The organism is Sphingobium aquiterrae, assembly GCF_037154135.1.
GTDB lineage: Bacteria > Pseudomonadota > Alphaproteobacteria > Sphingomonadales > Sphingomonadaceae > Sphingobium > Sphingobium aquiterrae.
Genome location: NZ_JBANFL010000006.1, coordinates 25,206 through 44,412 on the forward strand (window position 1 = coordinate 25,206; position 19,207 = coordinate 44,412).

Below are 19,207 nucleotides of genomic sequence, written 5' to 3' on the forward strand. Positions count from 1 at the left end.
TATGCTCACGCAACTGAATAGCGGGAACGACATCATTGCCCTGTCGGTAGGCGGACGGATCGAAAAGGACGAAATGGAACTCGCCTTCCGGCTGCTGGACGAAGCGTTCGCGCGCGATGGCAAGGTCCATATCTTCGTTGAAGTGCTGGACTTTCAATCCATCGCGCCCGATGCGCTGCTTTTCGATCTTCGCCATGTCTTTCATTATCTGGTGCGACTCAAGCAATTCGGCCGAATTGCCATCGTCACGGATCAGTCCTGGGTCCGCATTGCGTCACGCATCGAAAGCGCGCTGCTGCCTTACGTGTCTTACGAGGTCTATCCGGTCACCCAGCGTGACCGCGCGCTCGCCTGGGTGAAGGGCGAGGTCGATACGCCACACGCTCAGGCCGTCCGCCGCATTCCTGGCGACGACGACATCTGTGCGTTCGAGGTGGACGGCCAGATTACGGCAGATGAACTCGACGGCCTGTACGCTCACCTTTTCGAGGTCTCCCAGCCGGATTCGCCGCTGAAAATACTGATCCGGATGAAGCGCTATGACGGCTTTGCACCGGCAATCCTGGCCGATCCGAAAATTGTCGAACGCAAGTTCTCCCTGCTGCATCGCGTGTCGCGCTATGCGATCGTCGGCGGACCGGATTGGCTGGCGGCTCTGGTGAAGCTTTTCGATCCTCTGTTCAAGATCGAGTTGCGTCATTTCCCATTGGATAGCGAGGATGCGGCGCGGGCCTGGCTGTCAGAGGACGGTGACGAGAGGCGATAGAACTGGCCGCGCAGAACGGACGGTGAGGGTGGCGAGATGCGGTTACCGACAATCGGCAACGCCCGGATCACGATTCCGACCGCAGAACGGCGAGTGTATGATCGGCGATCATCCGCTCCTCGTCGGTCGGAATGACGAGGACTTTGACGCGGCTGTCCCGGTCGGAGATGCATGGGGCATTTGCGGCATTCGCATCCTCATCGATGGACAGTCCCAGCCAGCCTAGCCGCTCGCAAATGCGTTTGCGGATTTCCGCGTGATTCTCGCCGATCCCGGCCGTGAAGACAATGCCGTCAACGCCGCCGAGTGAGGCAATGAGCGCGCCGAATTCACGGACAGCCCGCCACTCAAAAAGTTCGACGGCCTCCTGGGCCTGCCTGCCCGGGTCGGCTGTCAGGACACGCATGTCGCTGGAAATCCCTGACACGCCAAGCAGGCCGGATTTCCGGTAGAGCAGATCGTCGATCTCGGCCGGACTCATGCCCATTTGCGTCTGGAGGTGGAGCACGACTCCGGGGTCGAGCGTTCCGCAACGCGTTCCCATCATCAGGCCATCGAGCGCCGTGAAGCCCATGGTGGTGTCGATGCTCTTCCCGTCCCGCATCGCGCACAGGCTTGCGCCGTTGCCGAGATGGGCGGCGATTACCCGTCCGCTTGCAAGCTCTCTGTCGATGGTTCGCAGCCGTCCGGCGATATACTCGTAGGACAGACCATGAAATCCATAGCGGCGGATGCCCTGCTCATGCAGCGCGCGGGGCAGCGCCAGCCGCGCGGCGACCTCGGACTTGTCGTGGTGAAAGGCGGTATCGAAGCAAGCGACCTGGGGAAGGTCTGGCGCCAGCGCGGCAATGGCGCGGATCGCGGCCAGATTGTGCGGCTGATGGAGCGGCGCGAGCGAGCAGAGCGCGTCGAGCTCGGTGAGGAGGGCGGCATCGATACGGCGCGGCGCGGCGAAACGCATCCCGCCATGCACGACGCGGTGCCCGATCGCGATCACTTCCCGGCCTTCGAGGTGTTCGATGGCCCAGTCGAACAGATCCTTGAGGAGTTCCGCATGCGTCAGGCCAGCGCCCTGCGCCCATATGCGCTCGACAAGGACAGTGCCGTCGACCCGGCGCGCGACCAGTGACGGTGCAATTCCGATCTTCTCGATCTTGCCGCCAGCCGAACGCTCCGGATGTCCCGCGTCATCCAGAGTGAAGAACGCAAACTTGATGCTCGACGAACCCGAATTGAGGCTGACAATCGCCTTCATGCGGCAGCCCGCGGAAGCCCGGGTGCCGCTTTCGGGGCAGCGCGTGCGAGCAGCGCGGCGATGGCGCAAGACGCAAGACGCGTCCGCTCGCTGTCCGCGCGGCTGGTAAGGATGATGGGCACCCGCGCGCCGAGGACGACACCGGCAGCGTCGGCGCCGCCCAGAAAGGTAAGCTGCTTGGCGAGCATGTTGCCGGCCTCCAGATTGGGAACGACCAGAACTTCCGCCTTCCCGGCGACCGGCGAGACGATCCCTTTCTCCCGGGCCGCGGCCTCGCTGATCGCGTTGTCGAAGGCGAGAGGGCCGTCGAGGATGCCGCCGCTGATCTGGCCCCGGTCGGCCATCTTGCAAAGAGCGGCCGCGTCGAGCGTCGAGGGCAGGTCGGGGTTCACCGTCTCGACAGCGGAGAGGATGGCGACTTTGGGCGCGGCGATGCCGATGACATGGGCCAGATCGATCGCGTTGCGAATGATGTCGGCTTTGTCCTTCAGGGTCGGCGTTATGTTGATGGCCGCATCGGTGATGATGAGCGGCGTCGGGTGCCCCGGCACGTCCATCACATAGGCATGGCTGATCCGCCGCTCGGTCCTGAGGCCGGTAGCGGCTGACACAACCGCGCCCATGAGTTCGTCGGTATGCAGCGAGCCTTTCATCAGCAGCTTCGCATCGCCAGCCCGCACGAGTGCGACGGCCTTCGCGGCGGCATCATGGCTGTGATCGGCGGGGAGGAGGCGGTAGCCGGAGATATCTTTCCCCGCTTCCTCGGCGGCGGCACGGATCCGTTTTTCCGGGCCGACGAGAATCGGCACGATCAGCCGCGCTTCGGCGGCATCCACCGCCGCCGCGAGCGCCGCCGCGCTGCACGGGTGCGCGACTGCGGTGGCGATGGGTTCTCCGCCCTGCGTCTGCTCGATCAGTCGCCGGTAGCCGTCATGCGTGGCGACACGCACGTCGGGGAGCGTCAGGCGCGGGCGGCGCACTTTTTCGCAAGGCGCGCGGACCTCGGCCTGCCCGGTAATGACGGTTTCGCCCTTCTGGTTCACACAGCGGCAGTCGAAAACGACGACACAGCCTTCGCGCTTCTTGTCCGTCACCGTGACCGATGCCGTGATGACGTCGCCTATGTCCACCGGGCGCGTGAAGCGCAGCGATTGCCCGAGATAGATCGTTCCCGGTCCGGGCAGCTCGGTCCCGAGCACCGCCGAGATGAGGCCGCCGCCCCACATACCATGGGCGATGATCCGCTCAAAGAAATTGGTCTGTGCAAAGTCGGCATCGAGATGCGCCGGATTCACGTCACCCGAGACGAGCGCGAATAGTTGGATGTCCTTCTCCGACAGGGTGCGGGACACGCTTGCCGTGTCGCCGATCTGGATCTCATCGAACGTCCGGTTCTCGATGAACGCGTTGTCGGTCATCCGCTTATTTCTCCAGGACATACAGGCCGGGCGCGTCGCCAAGGGGCGTGAGGCCCTTGTCTGGCGCGCCTATGACCGGAGGCGCGCTCGGCGCTCCCGAGCGCGCCGTGAGCCAGGTGCCCCACTCGGTCCACCAGGATCCCGCCCTGCCCTCCGCCCGTTCCAGCCAGGCCTCGGGGTCATAGGATGGTCCGCACGCCTCGCGCGTCATTACCCGATAGGAGCGGCCCTTGTGACCCGGTTCGGAAACGATCCCGGCATTATGCCCGCCGCTGGTGAGCACGAAGGTGATCTCCGCACTGGTCAGCAGGTGGATCTTGTGGACCGAACGCCACGGGGCGACGTGGTCGCGCTCGGTGCCGACCACGAACATCGGCGTATCGATCGCCGACAGCGTGATCGTGCGCTCATCGACCTTGTATTTTCCTTCGGCCAGATCGTCGTTCAGGAACAGGCGGTTCAGATATTCGCTGTGCATGCGATAAGGCATGCGCGTGGCGTCCGCGTTCCAGGCCATAAGGTCGCTCATCGGCTCGCGTTCCCCCATGAGGTAGGTGCCGAGCACGCGCGACCAGACGAGATCGTTCGACCGCAGGATCTGGAATGCACCGCCCATCTGCGCACCGTCGAGATAGCCGCGGCCCCACATCATGTTGTCGAGCACGTTGAGCTGCGCTTCGTCGATAAACAGGCCAAGCTCACCCGGCTCGCTGAATTCGGTCTGGGCCGCCAGCAGGGTGACGCTGGCGAGCCGCTCGTCACCGTCTCGCGCCATCGCCGCCGCGGCGATCGACAACAGCGTGCCGCCAAGGCAGTAACCGGCGGCATGCACCTTCTGACCACCCGTGATCGTGTCGATGACGTCCAGCGCGGCCATTGGCCCCTGCTGGCGATAGGCGTCAAGATCGAGGTCGCGGTCCTGTTTGCCGGGGTTGTGCCAGGAGATCATGAACACGGTGAAGCCCTGATCCGTCAGCCAGCGTACGAGTGAATTTTCCGGCGAGAGGTCGAGGATATAATATTTCATGATCCAGGCAGGGACGATCAGGACCGGTTCGGGGCGCACGGTCTCCGTCGTGGGCTCATACTGGATGAGTTCGATGAGCGCGTTGCGATAGACAACCTTCCCCCTGGCCGTCGCCACCTTCTCGCCGACGGGAAAGGCCTCCGCGCCCACGGGCGGCTCGCCGCGCGCCAGGCGCTGCATGTCATCCATGAGGTTATGGAAGCCATCGACGACGCACCGCCCGCCGGTTTCGACGATCTTGCGTTGCAGGACCGGATTGGTCGCAAGGAAATTGGCCGGCGCAAAGACATCGAGGATTTGGCGGGCCGCGAACTCGACGATCTCCTCATGGTGCCTGCTTACACCGCCGATCCCGGTGGTCGCGGCGTGCCACCACTGCTGGTTCAGCAAGAAAGCCTGGACGATCAGGTTGAAGGGCGGCTCCTTCCATGCCGGATCGATGAACCGGCGATCCTGCGGCAGAGGCTCGATCGCGGGGGTGGCATCGGGATTGCTGAGGCTTCGTCCGATATAATCGGACAAGCGCCAGCATTTTCTCAAGGCCTTGGCGCCCAACTGCAATTGCTTGCCGGGCGCGCTCGCGAGGTGCAGCATCCAGTCCGTTGCCGCGAGCATCATCGTCACCGGCGACAGCCCGTGCGTCAGGTGCGCGATGCCAGCAGCAGCCGCGCGATCGAGGGTCTGGCTGATGCCGTCGAGAGGGTCGGTGGCAACATGCTCTATGTTATTCATCATCAACCTGCCGCGCGTGGGTCATGCTTTAGCGTCTGCCGCACCTATCCGATCGGCAGCGGCCGACCGATACGTATACATCCCAATTCTGCGCATGAAGCCAATCAGGGTACAGGACCTGTGTTTCCGTAGGAGTGGGCCTTCACATGATTGCAACCGATGGTTGCGGCCCGGTGACAGGCTCGTCTTGCGGACATCATCATGGAAAGGATCCAACGATGACATTTCCACTCGATCAGGTCTTGGCGGTCGCCGGCGCCAACCGCCAGCTCGCGCTGAAGTTCTTTGATATCGCGCGCACCACTGGCGCGCGGCAGGCCGCGATCGGGGCCCATGCGCTGGGCGCTTTCCTGGAGCCGGACAAGCTTTCCGAAGTGGCCCAGGAGATAGAGCAGAACCGTCGGGCTCTCTTCGCTGACACAAAGGCGGCGTTCGAAGAATGGCAGGAAACCGCCGGAGATCTCTTCTCGCCGGAAAGCGAGACCGCGCAGCTGTCTGTTGCCTTTGCGCCTTTGCGCACCTTCTTCCTGTCGCCGCTCCAGGCCTTCGCCAATGCTGCCGCTGGCGTGCCGGTCGCAAACAACGCCGAAGCCAACGCTTGAGCCACAGGGAATGCGGAAAGACCAAGGTATGAAAGTCAGCGACATCATGACACTCGGGGCGGCCACCGTCACCCCGGAAAGCTCCCTGGCGGAAGCAATCCGATGCATGGGCAACCACAACATCAGCGGCTTACCGGTGGTGGATGGTGACGGTGAACTTCATGGCATCATTTCCGAAGGCGATTTCTTCCGGAAGGCGACGGGTTCATTTCAGCTGGACTCGTTGTTCGATGCCGGGCCGGAGGCCCGAAGGGATGCACTGGATTCGACGCGGGCCGGAGACCTCATGTCGACCGAACTGGTGACGGTCGACGGCGATGCTTCGCTCACCGATGCGATCGGCCTGATGGAGCGGCACGGGGTCAAGCGACTGCCGGTGATTTCGAACGGCAAGCTGGTCGGGCTCATCAGCCGAGCCGACATTCTCCGTGTCCTTCTGGACGAATGAATGACAGATCAGGCTGTGCCCGTGATAGGCGCCGCCGAGCAGTGGTGCAAGATGGGCCCCGGTCGATGGGCATCACCGTTGTCCCTTTACCACAAACAGCGAACTTCCATTTCGGTTACGTACACTTCCTAGGCTCGCTGAGGTCAACGGTCAGCTATCCTCCCGGCCGCATCGTCGACGGAGGAGTCATCATTCCGGCTGACGGCGCCTTGGGATCGTGTGAAAAGGCGCGCGCCGTGGTGCCTACAACTTACCGTCCTCTCGACATGGCCAATATCGCAGATGAGGTGATCATATGTCCGATATAGCGTCCTTTACCGAGGTGGTGACCCGATCGGGTCTCAGCCTGTCCTTAAGGCCGGTCACGCGCGACGATGGGCCTTTGCTCCGAGATTTTTTCGACAGGGTTACCCCGGAAGATCTCCGCTTCCGTTTCCTCACAGCAATGCTCAAGGTCTCTGACGACCAGATCGCGTCCATGATCGATGTCGACCACAAGCAGACTGAGGATTTCCTGGCCTTCGCGGACAACGGGACGCTGGTCGGATCGGCCATGATCGCAATCGAACCATCGGGAGAACGCGCCGAAGTGGCGATCGCGGTCCGTGCGGACTATAAGCATCAAGGCGTAGGCTGGACGCTTCTCAACCTCGCCGCAGACTATGCGAAGACGCGTGGCTGCCGCACGCTGGAGGCAGTCGAAAGCCGGCTGAACCAGAAGGCGATTGAAGTGGAACGGGACTCGGGCTTCACGGTGAAGGCCTATCCGGATGACGCAACCCTCGTCATTGTCTCGAAGCAGCTTCAATGATGGGCTGATAATTATATCCCGAAAGGACGTCTTTCGATGACGGAGATGTGGGCGATGGAACTCGGCGCGGTGGGCGGTCCGCTGCGTCTTGTCGCCCGCGCGATTCCGGATCCGGGACCAGGGGAACTGCTCATCAAGGTGATCGCCTGCGGTGTGTGCCGGACTGACCTCCACATTGTCGATGGTGAAGTAACGGCCCAGCTTCCGATTATCCCGGGCCATGAGATTGTCGGGATCGTCGCCGCGATTGGGGAGGGTGTGACCGGGTTCCTGCCGGGCGACCGGGTCGGCGTTCCATGGTTGGGCCATAGCTGCGGGCGTTGCGACTATTGCCGCTCGGGCCGTGAAAATCTGTGCGACATGCCCGGCTTTACGGGATGCACGCGCGACGGCGGCTATGCGACCCATGCTGTCGCCGATGCTCATTTCTGTTTCCGAATCCCCGACCTCTATTCGGATGAAGAGGCGCCGCCGCTGCTGTGTGCTGGCCTGATCGGCTGGCGCTCGCTGCGTGCCGCCGGCGATGGGCGGTGTCTTGGACTCTATGGCTTTGGCGCCGCGGCGCATATCATCGCGCAGATCGCCATCTGGCAGGGCAGGGAGGTTTACGCCTTCACCAAAGCGGGCGATCGCGAGGGCCAGGACTTTGCGCGGTCGCTTGGCTGTGTGTGGGCCGGATCATCGGACGAGCCAGCCCCTGTGAGGCTCGATGCCGCGATCCTCTTTGCGCCGGTCGGCACGCTGGTCCCTGTCGCGCTTCGCGCTATCCGCAAGGGAGGGCGGGTCATCTGTGCCGGCATCCACATGAGCGACATCCCCGCATTCCCCTATGCCGATCTCTGGGGCGAACGCACGGTCGCCTCGGTTGCAAATCTCACCCGCGACGATGGGACGAGCTTTTTCGAAGTCGCCCAAGAGGCTCGGGTCAGGGCGGTCACGACAACCTTCCCCCTCGTTGACGCCAACATTGCCCTTGAGCGCCTTCGCGCCGGAGCGTTGACCGGCGCGGCTGTTCTCCTTTCCGGAGAGCCGGGAAATTATCAACGCCAGGAATGATGTTCGCATGATTCATGACCTGTTCGGAGTCTCGGCGGCTCATGGTAATGTTACGGAGTGCGGGGCCGATCATTCGGAACCATGATGCGGTCATGAGCAAGAACATATCGATCAAGGACGTACTCGCCGTCGTCGATGGCACACCTGCATCGCTGACTGGGGTCGATCAGGCGGTCGCTTACGCGGGTCTTTATGACGCAACGCTCGCGATCGTCGTCGTGACCGAAAATCTCGCCTGGGCGGCAGCAGTCGATCCGATGGCATATGCCGAAGCGATGGAGGCGTCGGAGGCCCAGCGCAAAGAGCATGTCGCGGCGGTTCGCAAGCGTGTCGCAGGCGCGCCGGTTCACGTCGAGGTCCATGCGCTGTTCGAAGCACCCGGCCTTCTTCCCGGGCTTGCCAAGGCGGAAGGGCAATATGCAGATATCGCCCTCGTCCCCGGAACAGGCGGCTGGCAGAGCGATGGCCTGCGTCGCCATATCACCGAGGCGCTCATGTTCGCGGGCGTACCGACAATGGTGATGCCGGCAAACTGGAGACCGGTGCCCATCACCCATGCTGCACTTGGATGGAATGCGTCGCTTGAAGCCTTTCGGGCTGCGCGGACGGTCCTCGACCTGGTTGAGCCCGGCGCGACGATCGATGTTGTCGTGGTAGACTCGCTCGACGGCGATAAATCCGACCAGCCCGCACCGGGAACTCGGATCGCCCGCCATATCACTCGCCATGGCCATAATGCCCTCGTTCAGACCATTGGTTCAGCGGAGCACGGGACGTCAGCTGCTCTGCAACTTTTTGCCTTTGAGAGCCGCGCCGACGTGCTCGTCATCGGGGGCTATGGGCGTTCGCGAGCCTTGGAATTCATCCTGGGCGGGGTGACCCGCGAACTGATCGCGCACCAGCGATTACCGATCGTCTTCGTGCATTGATGACTGGGTGCGACCGAATGATTGCGAACGGAGGATGTCATGAAAGCTCTGGTTTATCACGGTCCTGGTCGGAAAAGCCTCGACGAACGCCCCAGGCCCGAGATTCAGGCCCCGACCGACGCGATTGTACGGATCACGAAAACGACGATTTGCGGCACCGATCTGCATATCCTCAAGGGCGATGTCCCCACTTGTGAACCGGGCCGAGTTCTTGGCCATGAGGGCGTCGGGATCGTCGAGGAAGTCGGTACGGCGGTCGGCAGCTTCAAGGCTGGTGATCATGTCCTCATTTCCTGCATCACGTCCTGTGCGCGTTGCGAATATTGCCGTCGCGGCATGTATTCGCACTGCACCGACGGCGGATGGGCCTTGGGCAATACCATCGATGGGACGCAGGCTGAATTCGTTCGTATCCCGCATGCCGACAACAGCCTCCATCCGGTACCAGCCGGAGCGGATGAGGAAGCACTCGTCATGCTCAGCGATATCCTGCCCACCGGCTATGAATGCGGCGTCCTCAACGGCAAGGTCGCGCCGGGAAGCAGCGTGGCGATCGTGGGCGCCGGCCCGATCGGTCTTGCGACCCTGCTCACCGCGCAGTTCTATGCGCCGGCCCTCATCATCATGATCGATCTTGACGACAATCGTCTTGCTGTTGCGCGCCGGTTCGGCGCCACGCATACGTTCAACAGCTCGCGCGATGCCGTCGTGCGCCTGGTTCGCGACCTGACGGATGGCAAGGGCGTCGATGCGGCGATCGAGGCGGTTGGCGTGCCTGCGACCTTCAGTTTGTGCGAGGAGCTCGTCGCGCCGGGCGGGGTGATCGCCAATGTTGGGGTGCACGGCACGAAAGTCGATCTGCATCTTGAGAAGCTCTGGTCGCACAATATCACGATCACGACGCGTCTGGTCGATACCGTCAGCACGCCGATGCTTCTCAAGACGGTCGAAGCGAAGCGATTGCAGCCTGGACAACTCATTACCCATCACTTTGCGCTTGATGACATCCTCGCCGCCTATGAGACATTCTCGAATGCGGCCGCTTCCCAGGCCCTGAAGGTGGTCATCGCCGCGTGATCGAGGATCAGCGCGGCGACCTCATCGGCGCACAGTCCGCGCTACAGGACTTGGGCGTATTAGGGCAGATCGAGCCGTCCTTCGCCCGGGCGCGCCGTCTTCACTTACACACGCACCACGAGCTGGTCGCTGTGATGCGGACCGACAGCCCAGTCTGCCATGCCGAGGGCCTTGCCGCACATACCCAGGTCTATATCCGCAACGGCAACCAGCCGATTGCGGCAACGCTTTATCAGGTCGATGGCGAATTTCTCGCTGGGGACGAAATCGGTCTCTCCGAAGCGGCATGGAAGGCGCTCGGCGCCGAGGAGGGGGCCATCCTGCAAGTCGGGCATGCACCGCCACTCGAATCGATCGCCTGCGTTCGCCAGCGCATCTATGGGCATCGGCTGGACGCCGCTGCCTTGAGCCATATTGTCGAAGACGTCGTTGCCGGGCGCTATACCGATGTGCATCTGGCCGCGTTCCTGACGGCGACGGCTGCTCTCCCGCTCGACGATGATGAAACCTATTTCCTCACTGAAGCCATGGTCGACGCCGGCGATCGCCTCAGCTGGCCGAGCGAGATCGTCGTCGACAAGCATAGCGTTGGGGGTCTGCCCGGTAACCGGACGACGCCGATCATTGTCGCCATCGCGGCTGCCTGCGGCCTCACCATGCCCAAGACATCGTCGCGCGCGATTACCTCCCCGGCCGGTACCGCCGATACCATGGAGACGCTCACCCAGGTCGACCTTGACCTCGAGGCAATGCAACGCGTGGTAGCCTCCGAAGGCGGGTGCCTCGCCTGGGGCGGTGCGGTCCGCCTGAGCCCTGCCGATGATATCTTCATCGGCGTCGAGCGCGCGCTCGATATCGATACCGAAGGACAATTGATCGCATCGGTCCTGTCGAAGAAGATTGCGGCGGGAGCCACCCATGTCGTTCTCGACATTCCGGTCGGACCCACCGCGAAAGTCCGCAGCGCCCCCGCGGCGGACCGGCTGGCGGCAACGCTCAGTGCCGTTGCAACGCGCTTCGGCATCGTCCCTACTGCGTCCAGACCGACGGCACACAGCCGGTCGGCCGGGCGATCGGCCCCGCGCTCGAGGCGCGCGAAGTTATCGCCGTGCTGACGGGAGACCCGGACGCACCCATGGATCTGCGCGATCGCGCCTGCATCCTTGCGGGCGTCCTCCTGGAAATCGGCGAGGCGGCCGCGGCAGGGACGGGAAGGGCGCTCGCCGAACGCACCCTGGCTGATGGAAGCGCCTGGCAGAAATTCCAGCGCATATGCGATGCTCAGGGCGGAATGCGAACGCCGCCCACCGCCAGGCTGACACACCCGATCGTGGCAATCCACAGTGGCCGGGTTACGCATATCGATAATCGCCGGATTGCCCGCCTGGCAAAGCTTGCCGGTGCTCCGGACGTGCCGGCGGCAGGGATGCGCCTGCATGTCGGCCTCGGCGACGATATCATCGCTGGTCAACCCCTGCTGACCCTTCATGCGCAGTCGCAGGGGGAAATGGCTTACGCCCTGACCTACGCCGCTTCCAATCCGGATATGATCGTGATCGTTCCATGACCATGATGCTGTTTCCGATGCTCGGGAACGAGCGCATGACCAATGCGATCGCCGAACGTATCGGAAGCGCGGTCGGGAAGCTTGAATTACGCCGTTTCCCGGATGGCGAGAGCTATATTCGTCTCCATTCAACCGTTGCGGGGCGCGCTGTTGCGGTGGTGTGTACGCTCGCACACCCCGATGACCAGTTTCTGCAGTTACTCTTCACGGCGCGATTGTTGCGCGAGAACGATGCGCGATCCGTCCACCTCGTGGCGCCCTATCTTGCCTATTTGCGGCAGGATCGCCGGTTCAACGACGGCGAAGCACTCACTTCGCGCCAGTTTGCCCAACTGCTCTCCGCCGAATTTGACGGGCTCGTCACGGTTGATCCGCATCTGCACCGGTACAGCAATCTGCAGGAGATCTATTCGATCGAAACCGAAGCGCTCGCCGCGTCACCGCTTCTGGCGGAATGGATTCGCGATCATGTCGAGGCGCCGCTCATCATCGGTCCTGACAGCGAGAGCGAACAATGGGCGGGCGCCATCGCCGGGCATATCGGCGCGCCGCACGTGGTGTTTACGAAGACGCGCCGGGGCGACCGCGATGTCATCATTGCGGCAGCGAACCTCTCGGCCTGGAAGGGACGAACGCCGGTCCTCGTCGATGATGTCATCTCATCGGGCCATACCCTTGCGAACGCCGCGCGGGAAATCCGCGAGCAGGGGTTCCCCGCGCCGATCTGCCTCGCGGTCCATGGCCTCTTTGCATCTGATGCCGAAGCGATGCTCCGGGATCTCGGCTGCCGCCTGGTGACGACCGACAGCATCCCGCATTCCAGCAATGCGATCGCGCTTGCGGCGATACTCGGTAACGCGCTGGCAGGCCAGGTCGCGACCATCGATGCGAAGCGATTACGTAATACACCCAAATGAACCGAACGGTGGCGCTGGGTAGAAAGTTTCTACAAGCTGGAGGAAAATATGGCCATCAAGGATGTCCTCGCGGTTGTGGATACCGGCGATAAGGACGAACAGTTCTTACGTGACGCTCTTGGTTTCGCCGAGTTTCACAACGCCAGCCTTTCCGTGGTTATTCTCTCGGCGCTTCCATCGGCTGACTACGCCCTGACGATCGCGCGGCCCTATGCCTTCCTTCAGGACTACACCGAAGCGGTGGAGGCCAAGCAGCAGCGCATCGACGCGCTCGCAGGTTCCACCAATGTCGAGGTTCGCACGATTTCGGACCAACCCTCGGTGATCTTCGTCAAGACGGCAGTCTATGCCCGCTATGCTGACGTCATTCTCTTCGGGCCGGCCAACAGCTATGATCACCCACCGATCCGTCGCGAAACGGCCGAGAGCATCCTGTTTTCATCGGGACGCCCCGTCCTGATCGTTCCGGACGGGTACAAGGCAAAAGCGATCGAGCATGTCGCGATCGGTTGGAACGCCACTCGGGAAGCGACGCATGCCCTGCGCGACGCGACGGCATTTGCTTCCCCAGGGGCCAAGATCGACATCCTCGTTCTCGACGCGAAACCCACCGTGAAAGGCCACGGATCGGAGCCAGGTTCCGACATAGCCCGTCATCTCGCCCGGCACGGCTTTGTGGCGAGAGTAGTGCCGGTCCGCGGCGGCCTTGAGGCAGAGGGCGACGCGCTCGTGACGGCCGCCCGCCACGGCGGCGCGGCCATGCTTGCGCTTGGCGCCTACGGACATTCGCGTCTACGCGAGATGATCCTTGGCGGCGTCACCCGCGACCTGCTTGGTGGCGCACCGCTCCCCCTGCTATTTTCACACTGACGGCGGCGTCTGTGTAGCGCTGCTCGGACAAGACGCCTGGCTCATTCTGGCGCTTGCGAACTTTGCGTGTGAGGTCATGCGCGGAGCGGCGGCGTTGCCGCATATTGGTCGGTATCGGCTGCCGTTCCGCCCTGCGTCGATACGATCGTTGCAGGGTTGTTCAGAGGCGCGAACGCCGCAATTCCCGCCGTTCAAGGACGAGCCGGGCCGGCATGCAGACACCTCTTTTTAACCCCGCATCCATAAAGCTGTCCCATCAAGCGGCGGCCGTACGGTGGGCGGCTGAGCCGCAGCGTTCGATTTGGTTTTGGGTTGCGGCTATGATTGAGAACCAGAAGATCCGTCCGGCAATGGTCATCGGACCGCTCGGGGAGCCACTGACACTCGAATCCTTGCCGCCACGCGATACCAAGCGGTGGGTTGTGCGGCGCAAGGCAGAAGTCGTTGCCGCGGTCACTGGTGGTCTGCTGACGATCGCGGAAGCCTGCGAGCGCTATGACCTGACCCTGGAGGAGTTCATATCCTGGCAGCGCGCGGTCGGGCGATCGGGAATGCCCGGCCTGCGCGTGCCACGCATCCAGCATTATCGCGACCTGTATGAGCGCCGTCAGAAGTATTGATTGGCGTTTACAAATCTCGCGGTGCCGGAATAGGATGATGGCTCTGGCGCAAACCGACCCATGCCGGAACAGGAGAGCGGACGATGGCGTACAAGATCGACGAGATCGAAGGTATTGGCTCGAAATATGCCGAACGGCTGCAATCTTCGGGGATCAAGACTACGGATGACCTGCTCAAGTTCTGCGGTAGCCGCAAAGGCAGGGAGGACGTCGCCGCGCAAACCGGGTTTTCTACCATCCAGCTCCTCAAATGGGCCAATATGGCTGACCTGATGCGGATTTCGGGCGTCGGTGAAGAGTATTCGGAATTGCTCGAGGCTGCGGGGGTCGACACAGTCAAGGAACTGGCCCTGCGCAGAGCCGACAATCTGGCTGCCAAGATGAAGGAAGCGAACGAGGCAAAGAAGTTGACCCGGGCTCTGCCGGCAGCATCGCAGGTTCAGAAATGGATCGACCAGGCCAAGACGCTGGACGCCGCTATCAGCCACTAAATGCCTCGTAGCCGGCAAAGGGGGAAGTTTCATGAGCGATGGTCCGGTGCAGAGGCAAAGTGTCGAGCGTCTTCCGGATCAGCGTTCAACTCTGCTTACCGACGAATTGAACAAGATTCTCGATATGCTGACAAGTGCCTGCCCCGAAGGGGCGATCATCAGCTTCGATTTCGACGGCAAACTGCATGTGCATGTCGATGTCCACAGCTTCGAGGATATCCTGAAAGTCGAGGGGGCCTTGCCGATCCTTGGCGGTGGGATGTTTCACGCTATCTCGCGCGGCGAGACGCCGCATCGTCCCTTCCACCATCGGCTGAGCGCTATCGTTGACCGTTGATCGCAATTCTGGACGATTTGGACTTGCATGAAGCCTAGCTGACCTTCGTCTCGGTTGCCCGCCTCGCGTAACCCGGCCGCCGGAAATGAAATTCAGTCGTGAACATGCATCTGTGACACTTTACCCGCTGGTAAAGTGTCACAGCCGACAAATGTCTGAAAGCGTAGGTTGAGGGATTCACTTTTCGTTCTACCTGTGCATGATTCTCGCATGCTCCAGACCCGCCTCACATCTGATCGTGATGCCAGGCCGCTCGATATGCCCGGTCTCGTCGAACTGCTTTCGAAAAGCTCCTCGCGGCCTCGCTACGCCTACATGATCCTTGATCTGATTGCGAAGATCGCTGGGCCCAATGGCAGCGCCGGCCCGCTTGTCATCGACGGTGGGAGCGCCATCCCCATCCGGGAGTGGTTGTGTGACGCCCTCGTCCCGATGGGCAGCAGCTACCCGCGCAGGATGGCTCTGGCCAATCGTGTTCGCCAGGAGATGGAGGCGGCGGGAACCCTACCCCAGAACCCCGCAGACGCCGAACGCGAAATCGATGCGGAAGTTCGGACGCGGGTTCGCGCATCCGGCAAGACGAACGTGAGCCGCGCGGTATCCGACCTCGTGCGTGCAGGAATCCTGCACAGGCATTATCAGGGCTACCGCGTCGATCACCACAATCGAGGCGGTCAACGCCAAGCGGTCTACACGCTTTCGCCGACCGCTCGAAAACTTCTCCGGGCAGGTGAGGTCCGGCCATCTCCTCCGCAGCAACGGCAAGGCTCGCTCGCCTTCGGCTGAACAGGGCAGTGGCCGGGCCGGCTTAGGGGTTGAGTTTGTCTTTCAGGGCCTTCGCGGCCGAAAAGCCAAGCTTCCGCGATGCCTTGATGGTCATGGGCTCGCCAGTGGCCGGGTTCCGGCCTTCCCGTGCGGGGCTGTCCTTGACCTTGAACTTGCCGAACCCGTTGAGCGCAATCTCCTCGCCCTTGGCCGCAGCCTCGCCAATCCCTGCGAACACCGCATCGACGATCTTGCGCGCGTCAGCCTTGGTGATCCCCTGTTCGGCGGCGATCTTTTCGGCAAGATCAGTGTTGTTCATGGACTTGGCCTTCCTGTGTTGAAATGCGGTCGTAGTTATGGTCGCTCCTAGCGGGCCCGGCATCGCGCGTCATCCTCGCAAATCCATGCCGACCCAATTCGCATCCAGAAGCATCCCGTGGGGGCCGGTGCGCAGCGCAGCGAGCCGGTTTCCTGGGCTGCTTTGACATCGAGCCGGTGGCATTCGTGATCAGGCGCGTCATCAAACGGCCACCATGCGCCTGCAAACGGAGGATTGCCAGACGGCGGTTCATGAGGGGTTGCATAGCCTTTGCGGACGATACGCACTTGTCTAATCCAAACTTACTTATCGGCCGAGGACGGTGACGGCGCTACGGATATAACCGGATTGCGGTCCACCCGGCCTCTCCAGCTAGGTGACCCCGATTGTGGATCGAACTGGAGGGCATCGGAGCGCAGCTCAGGAACATAAAGAAGCGACGTCCGAACCGTGCTTCCCTGTGCCCAATTCCCATAGCCTGAACCTATCTGAAGGAAGCTTGATGTCGGCGCCCGTCGATTTGGAAGAAATGCGCTGGCATGCGTTACCGAGCAATGAGATCGCCAGGATCCTCGACGTGGAACTGGCCGGCCTCTCAGCTCAGGACGTCAACCGGCAAGCTGCCCGTTTCGGTCCCAATACGCTGCCCAAGGCATCCCGGCGCAATCCGCTGCTGCGCTTTCTGGCCCAGTTCAACAATACCCTGATCTACGTCCTGCTCGCCGGCGCGCTCGCAGCCGCGCTGCTCGACCATATGATCGATGCCGCGGTCATCGTGGCCGTCGTCATCGTGAATGCGATCATCGGTTATATTCAGGAAGGGAAGGCCGAACAGGCGCTCGAAGCGATCCAGCAGATGATCGCGCCGAAAGCGAGTGTCATCCGGGAAGGCGTCCGGCAGACCATCCCGGTTTCCGACATCGTCCCGGGCGACCTTGTTCTCATCGAAGCGGGCGACCGTGTCCCGGCCGATCTCAGGCTTCTCCACGCCCGCCGCCTCCTGATCGACGAGGCTCTGCTGACCGGGGAGTCGGTCGCGGCCGAAAAGCATGATGCGGTGCTGCCCGAGGAAACGGTTCTTGCAGACCGGCAGAATATGGCGTTCTCCGGCACTCTGGTCGCCGCCGGGCAAGCGAACGGCATCGTCGTGGCGACAGGCGTGCATACGCAGATCGGACGGATCAGCACGCTGATCCAGTCGGTCGAGGTGATGGCGACGCCCCTCCTGACGCAGATCGACCAGTTTGCCCGCCGCTTCACCTGGTTCGTGCTGGCAGGGGGGGTGGCGCTGTTCGCTTTCGCTGTCCTCGTGCGGAGCTACGACTGGGTCGATGCCCTGATCGCCGTCGTCGCCCTGGCCGTGGGCATCGTGCCGGAAGGTCTGCCCGCGGTCATCACCATCACCCTTGCCATCGGCGTGCGCCGGATGGCGGCTCGCAATGCCGTCATCCGCAAGCTTCCGGCCGTCGAAACACTCGGCGCCACGTCCGTGATCTGCTCGGATAAGACGGGTACACTGACGCGCAACGAAATGACGGCCCGCCGGATCATCACGGCGCGATGCACCATGCTCGCCAGCGGCTCAGGCTATGTCCCGGAGGGCCATATCCAGATTGCGGGCGTCGGCGACCAGGCCGAGGCCATGGCCGCTTCCATGCCGCTGATCCGCTGCGGCCTCCTGTGCAACGATGCGTCGCTGCGCAAAGTCGGCGAGGAATGGCGCGTCGAAGGCGATCCCATGGAGGGAGCGCTGTTCGCCCTGGCCATGAAGGCGGCCGTCGATCCGGAACTGGAGCGCTCCGAATGGGAACGGCTCGACGAAATTCCATTCGATGCCGCGCACCGCTTCATGGCGACGCTCTGCCGCGGACCTGACGGAACGATGATCCTCTTCGTCAAGGGCGCGCCCGAAGCCCTCTTCGCAATGACCTTGCCCGAAGACATCGGCTATTGGGAGAATGCCATCTCTGACGCTGGAAACGAGGGCGAGCGCGTCCTCGCATTTGGCGCGAAGGAGATGCCATCGGATACAGTGCGGATCTCGTTCGACGACGTCATGGCGGGCGTCCAGCTGCTCGGACTTGTCGGCTTCATCGATCCACCGCGCCTTGAAGCGAAGGAGGCGATCGCCGAGTGCCGCTCCGCCGGGATCGACGTCAAGATGATCACCGGCGACCATGCCGCAACCGCACTCGCCATCGCGCGCCAGCTCGATCTCGCCGACGATCCGCAGGTGATGACCGGCCTGGATGTCGAGAAGCTTTCGGATGGGGACCTCGAAGGGGTCGTCAACCGCGTCTCGGTCTTCGCCCGGACCAGCCCAGAGCACAAGCTTCGCATCGTTCGCGCTCTGCAGGCGCAAGGCCAGATTGTCGCCATGACCGGCGACGGCGTCAACGATGCGCCGTCGCTCAAGCAGGCCGATGTCGGCGTAGCCATGGGCATCAAGGGGACCGAGGCGTCGAAGGAAGCCGCCTCCATGGTGCTCCTCGACGACAATTTCGCATCGATCGTCAGCGCCGTGCGCGAGGGCCGGACCGTCTACGATAACATCAGAAAGGTCATTTCCTGGGAAATCCCCACGAACGGCGGTGAGACGCTGGCGGTCGTCCTGGCGATCCTGCTGGGCTTCGCCCTGCCGATGTCGGCAACCCAGATCCTGTGGGTCAATCTCATCCTCGCCGCGACCCTTGGCCTGGTGCTCGCCTTCGAGCCGACCGAGCCAGGTGCGATGCAGCGCCGCCCGCGCGAGCGGGGCGCGCCTCTCCTTTCACCCTTCCTCCTCTGGCGCGTCGTGCTGGTGTCGGTGCTGTTCGCCGCGGTCACGCTCGGCATCTTCTTCTACACGCTCGATCAGGGGCGCGGCCTCGAAGTTGCGCGCACGATGGTCGTCAACATGTTCATCGTCGCGGAGATCTTCTACCTCTTCAATGTCCGCTATCTGCATACAACGTCTCTGACCTGGCGCGGCGCCATCGGAACCCCCGCCGTACTGATCGCGATCACGATCCTCGTTCTTGGCCAGGCGCTCTTCACCTACGCCCCGTTCATGCATGCGATCTTCCACTCGCGGCCGCTCACCGTCGCCGACCTTGCGCTGCTCGTGATTGCCGGCGTGGCCCTCATGCTCCTGCTCGAGGTCGAAAAGCACGTCATGCGGCGACTGGGCTGGTTCAAGGAACTCAATACCTAGGAGGATG

The 19,207-nt window shown here is 62.6% G+C and carries 20 protein-coding genes; 16 read left to right on the top strand and 4 right to left on the bottom strand.

The window, feature by feature from the left end; genetic code table 11:
* Position 1 precedes the first annotated feature (1 nt).
* On the top strand, positions 2-766 hold the full coding sequence (locus WFP78_RS07810; RefSeq protein ID WP_336960390.1) for a SpoIIAA family protein: 765 nt from the start codon (positions 2-4) through the stop codon (positions 764-766).
* Positions 767-833: 67 nt separating this feature from the next.
* Here WFP78_RS07810 and WFP78_RS07815 read toward each other — a convergent pair whose 3' ends face one another.
* The 3 genes from WFP78_RS07815 to WFP78_RS07825 are packed head-to-tail and all read right to left on the bottom strand — an operon-like array spanning position 834 to position 5,201.
* Positions 834-2,021 (bottom strand): acetate/propionate family kinase, encoded by a 1,188-nt coding sequence (locus WFP78_RS07815; protein WP_336960392.1) that lies wholly within the window; start codon positions 2,019-2,021, stop codon positions 834-836.
* Complete coding sequence (locus WFP78_RS07820; protein WP_336960393.1) at positions 2,018-3,439, bottom strand: bifunctional enoyl-CoA hydratase/phosphate acetyltransferase; 1,422 nt, start codon at positions 3,437-3,439, stop codon at positions 2,018-2,020. The genes WFP78_RS07815 and WFP78_RS07820 overlap by 4 nt, the downstream gene beginning before the upstream one ends.
* Before the next feature lie 4 nt (positions 3,440-3,443).
* On the bottom strand, positions 3,444-5,201 hold the full coding sequence (locus WFP78_RS07825) for a PHA/PHB synthase family protein (RefSeq protein ID WP_336960395.1): 1,758 nt from the start codon (positions 5,199-5,201) through the stop codon (positions 3,444-3,446).
* Positions 5,202-5,344: 143 nt separating this feature from the next.
* Here WFP78_RS07825 and WFP78_RS07830 point away from each other — a divergent pair, with 143 nt between their 5' ends.
* From WFP78_RS07830 to WFP78_RS07890, 14 genes are all read left to right on the top strand, one after another.
* A complete protein-coding gene (locus WFP78_RS07830) occupies positions 5,345-5,800 on the top strand; it encodes a hypothetical protein (RefSeq protein WP_336960397.1) in 456 nt (151 codons plus the stop codon).
* A gap of 28 nt (positions 5,801-5,828) precedes the next feature.
* Positions 5,829-6,248: a CBS domain-containing protein gene (locus WFP78_RS07835; RefSeq protein ID WP_336960399.1), complete on the top strand. Its 420-nt coding sequence runs from the start codon at positions 5,829-5,831 to the stop codon at positions 6,246-6,248.
* Between the two features lie 295 nt (positions 6,249-6,543).
* On the top strand, positions 6,544-7,059 hold the full coding sequence (locus WFP78_RS07840) for a GNAT family N-acetyltransferase (RefSeq protein WP_089221270.1): 516 nt from the start codon (positions 6,544-6,546) through the stop codon (positions 7,057-7,059).
* Between the two features lie 36 nt (positions 7,060-7,095).
* Positions 7,096-8,115, top strand: coding sequence for a zinc-dependent alcohol dehydrogenase family protein (locus WFP78_RS07845; RefSeq protein ID WP_336960402.1), 1,020 nt, complete (start codon positions 7,096-7,098; stop codon positions 8,113-8,115).
* A gap of 92 nt (positions 8,116-8,207) precedes the next feature.
* The gene (locus tag WFP78_RS07850; protein WP_336960404.1) at positions 8,208-9,044 is read left to right on the top strand and encodes a universal stress protein; all 837 of its coding nucleotides are present in this window, start codon (positions 8,208-8,210) and stop codon (positions 9,042-9,044) included.
* Positions 9,045-9,083: 39 nt separating this feature from the next.
* Positions 9,084-10,121 (top strand): zinc-dependent alcohol dehydrogenase family protein, encoded by a 1,038-nt coding sequence (locus tag WFP78_RS07855; RefSeq protein WP_336960406.1) that lies wholly within the window; start codon positions 9,084-9,086, stop codon positions 10,119-10,121.
* The gene (locus WFP78_RS23520) at positions 10,118-11,236 is read left to right on the top strand and encodes a thymidine phosphorylase (RefSeq protein ID WP_473829050.1); all 1,119 of its coding nucleotides are present in this window, start codon (positions 10,118-10,120) and stop codon (positions 11,234-11,236) included. The genes WFP78_RS07855 and WFP78_RS23520 overlap by 4 nt, the downstream gene beginning before the upstream one ends.
* 20 nt (positions 11,237-11,256) lie before the next feature.
* The gene (locus WFP78_RS23525; RefSeq protein ID WP_473829051.1) at positions 11,257-11,688 is read left to right on the top strand and encodes a hypothetical protein; all 432 of its coding nucleotides are present in this window, start codon (positions 11,257-11,259) and stop codon (positions 11,686-11,688) included.
* On the top strand, positions 11,685-12,605 hold the full coding sequence (locus tag WFP78_RS07865) for a ribose-phosphate pyrophosphokinase (RefSeq protein ID WP_336960407.1): 921 nt from the start codon (positions 11,685-11,687) through the stop codon (positions 12,603-12,605). The genes WFP78_RS23525 and WFP78_RS07865 overlap by 4 nt, the downstream gene beginning before the upstream one ends.
* A 48-nt stretch (positions 12,606-12,653) precedes the next feature.
* Positions 12,654-13,475, top strand: a complete 822-nt coding sequence (locus tag WFP78_RS07870; protein ID WP_336960409.1) for a universal stress protein — start codon at positions 12,654-12,656, stop codon at positions 13,473-13,475.
* A gap of 320 nt (positions 13,476-13,795) precedes the next feature.
* Entirely contained in the window at positions 13,796-14,095 is a 300-nt protein-coding gene (sciP, locus tag WFP78_RS07875; RefSeq protein WP_336960411.1) for a CtrA inhibitor SciP, read from the top strand.
* Between the two features lie 83 nt (positions 14,096-14,178).
* Positions 14,179-14,586, top strand: coding sequence for a DUF4332 domain-containing protein (locus tag WFP78_RS07880; protein WP_336960413.1), 408 nt, complete (start codon positions 14,179-14,181; stop codon positions 14,584-14,586).
* 31 nt (positions 14,587-14,617) lie between these two features.
* Positions 14,618-14,923: a hypothetical protein gene (locus WFP78_RS07885; RefSeq protein ID WP_336960414.1), complete on the top strand. Its 306-nt coding sequence runs from the start codon at positions 14,618-14,620 to the stop codon at positions 14,921-14,923.
* 210 nt (positions 14,924-15,133) lie between these two features.
* A complete protein-coding gene (locus WFP78_RS07890; RefSeq protein WP_175485343.1) occupies positions 15,134-15,709 on the top strand; it encodes a replication-relaxation family protein in 576 nt (191 codons plus the stop codon).
* 22 nt (positions 15,710-15,731) lie between these two features.
* Here the strand turns inward: WFP78_RS07890 and WFP78_RS07895 are convergent, their stop codons facing one another.
* Positions 15,732-16,007 carry an HU family DNA-binding protein gene (locus WFP78_RS07895; protein ID WP_092958568.1) on the bottom strand — a complete coding sequence of 92 codons (276 nt, stop codon included), beginning with the start codon at positions 16,005-16,007 and terminating at the stop codon, positions 15,732-15,734.
* 502 nt (positions 16,008-16,509) lie between these two features.
* Between WFP78_RS07895 and WFP78_RS07900 the strand changes: the two genes are divergently transcribed.
* On the top strand, positions 16,510-19,200 hold the full coding sequence (locus WFP78_RS07900; protein WP_336960719.1) for an HAD-IC family P-type ATPase: 2,691 nt from the start codon (positions 16,510-16,512) through the stop codon (positions 19,198-19,200).
* Positions 19,201-19,207: the final 7 nt, after the last annotated feature.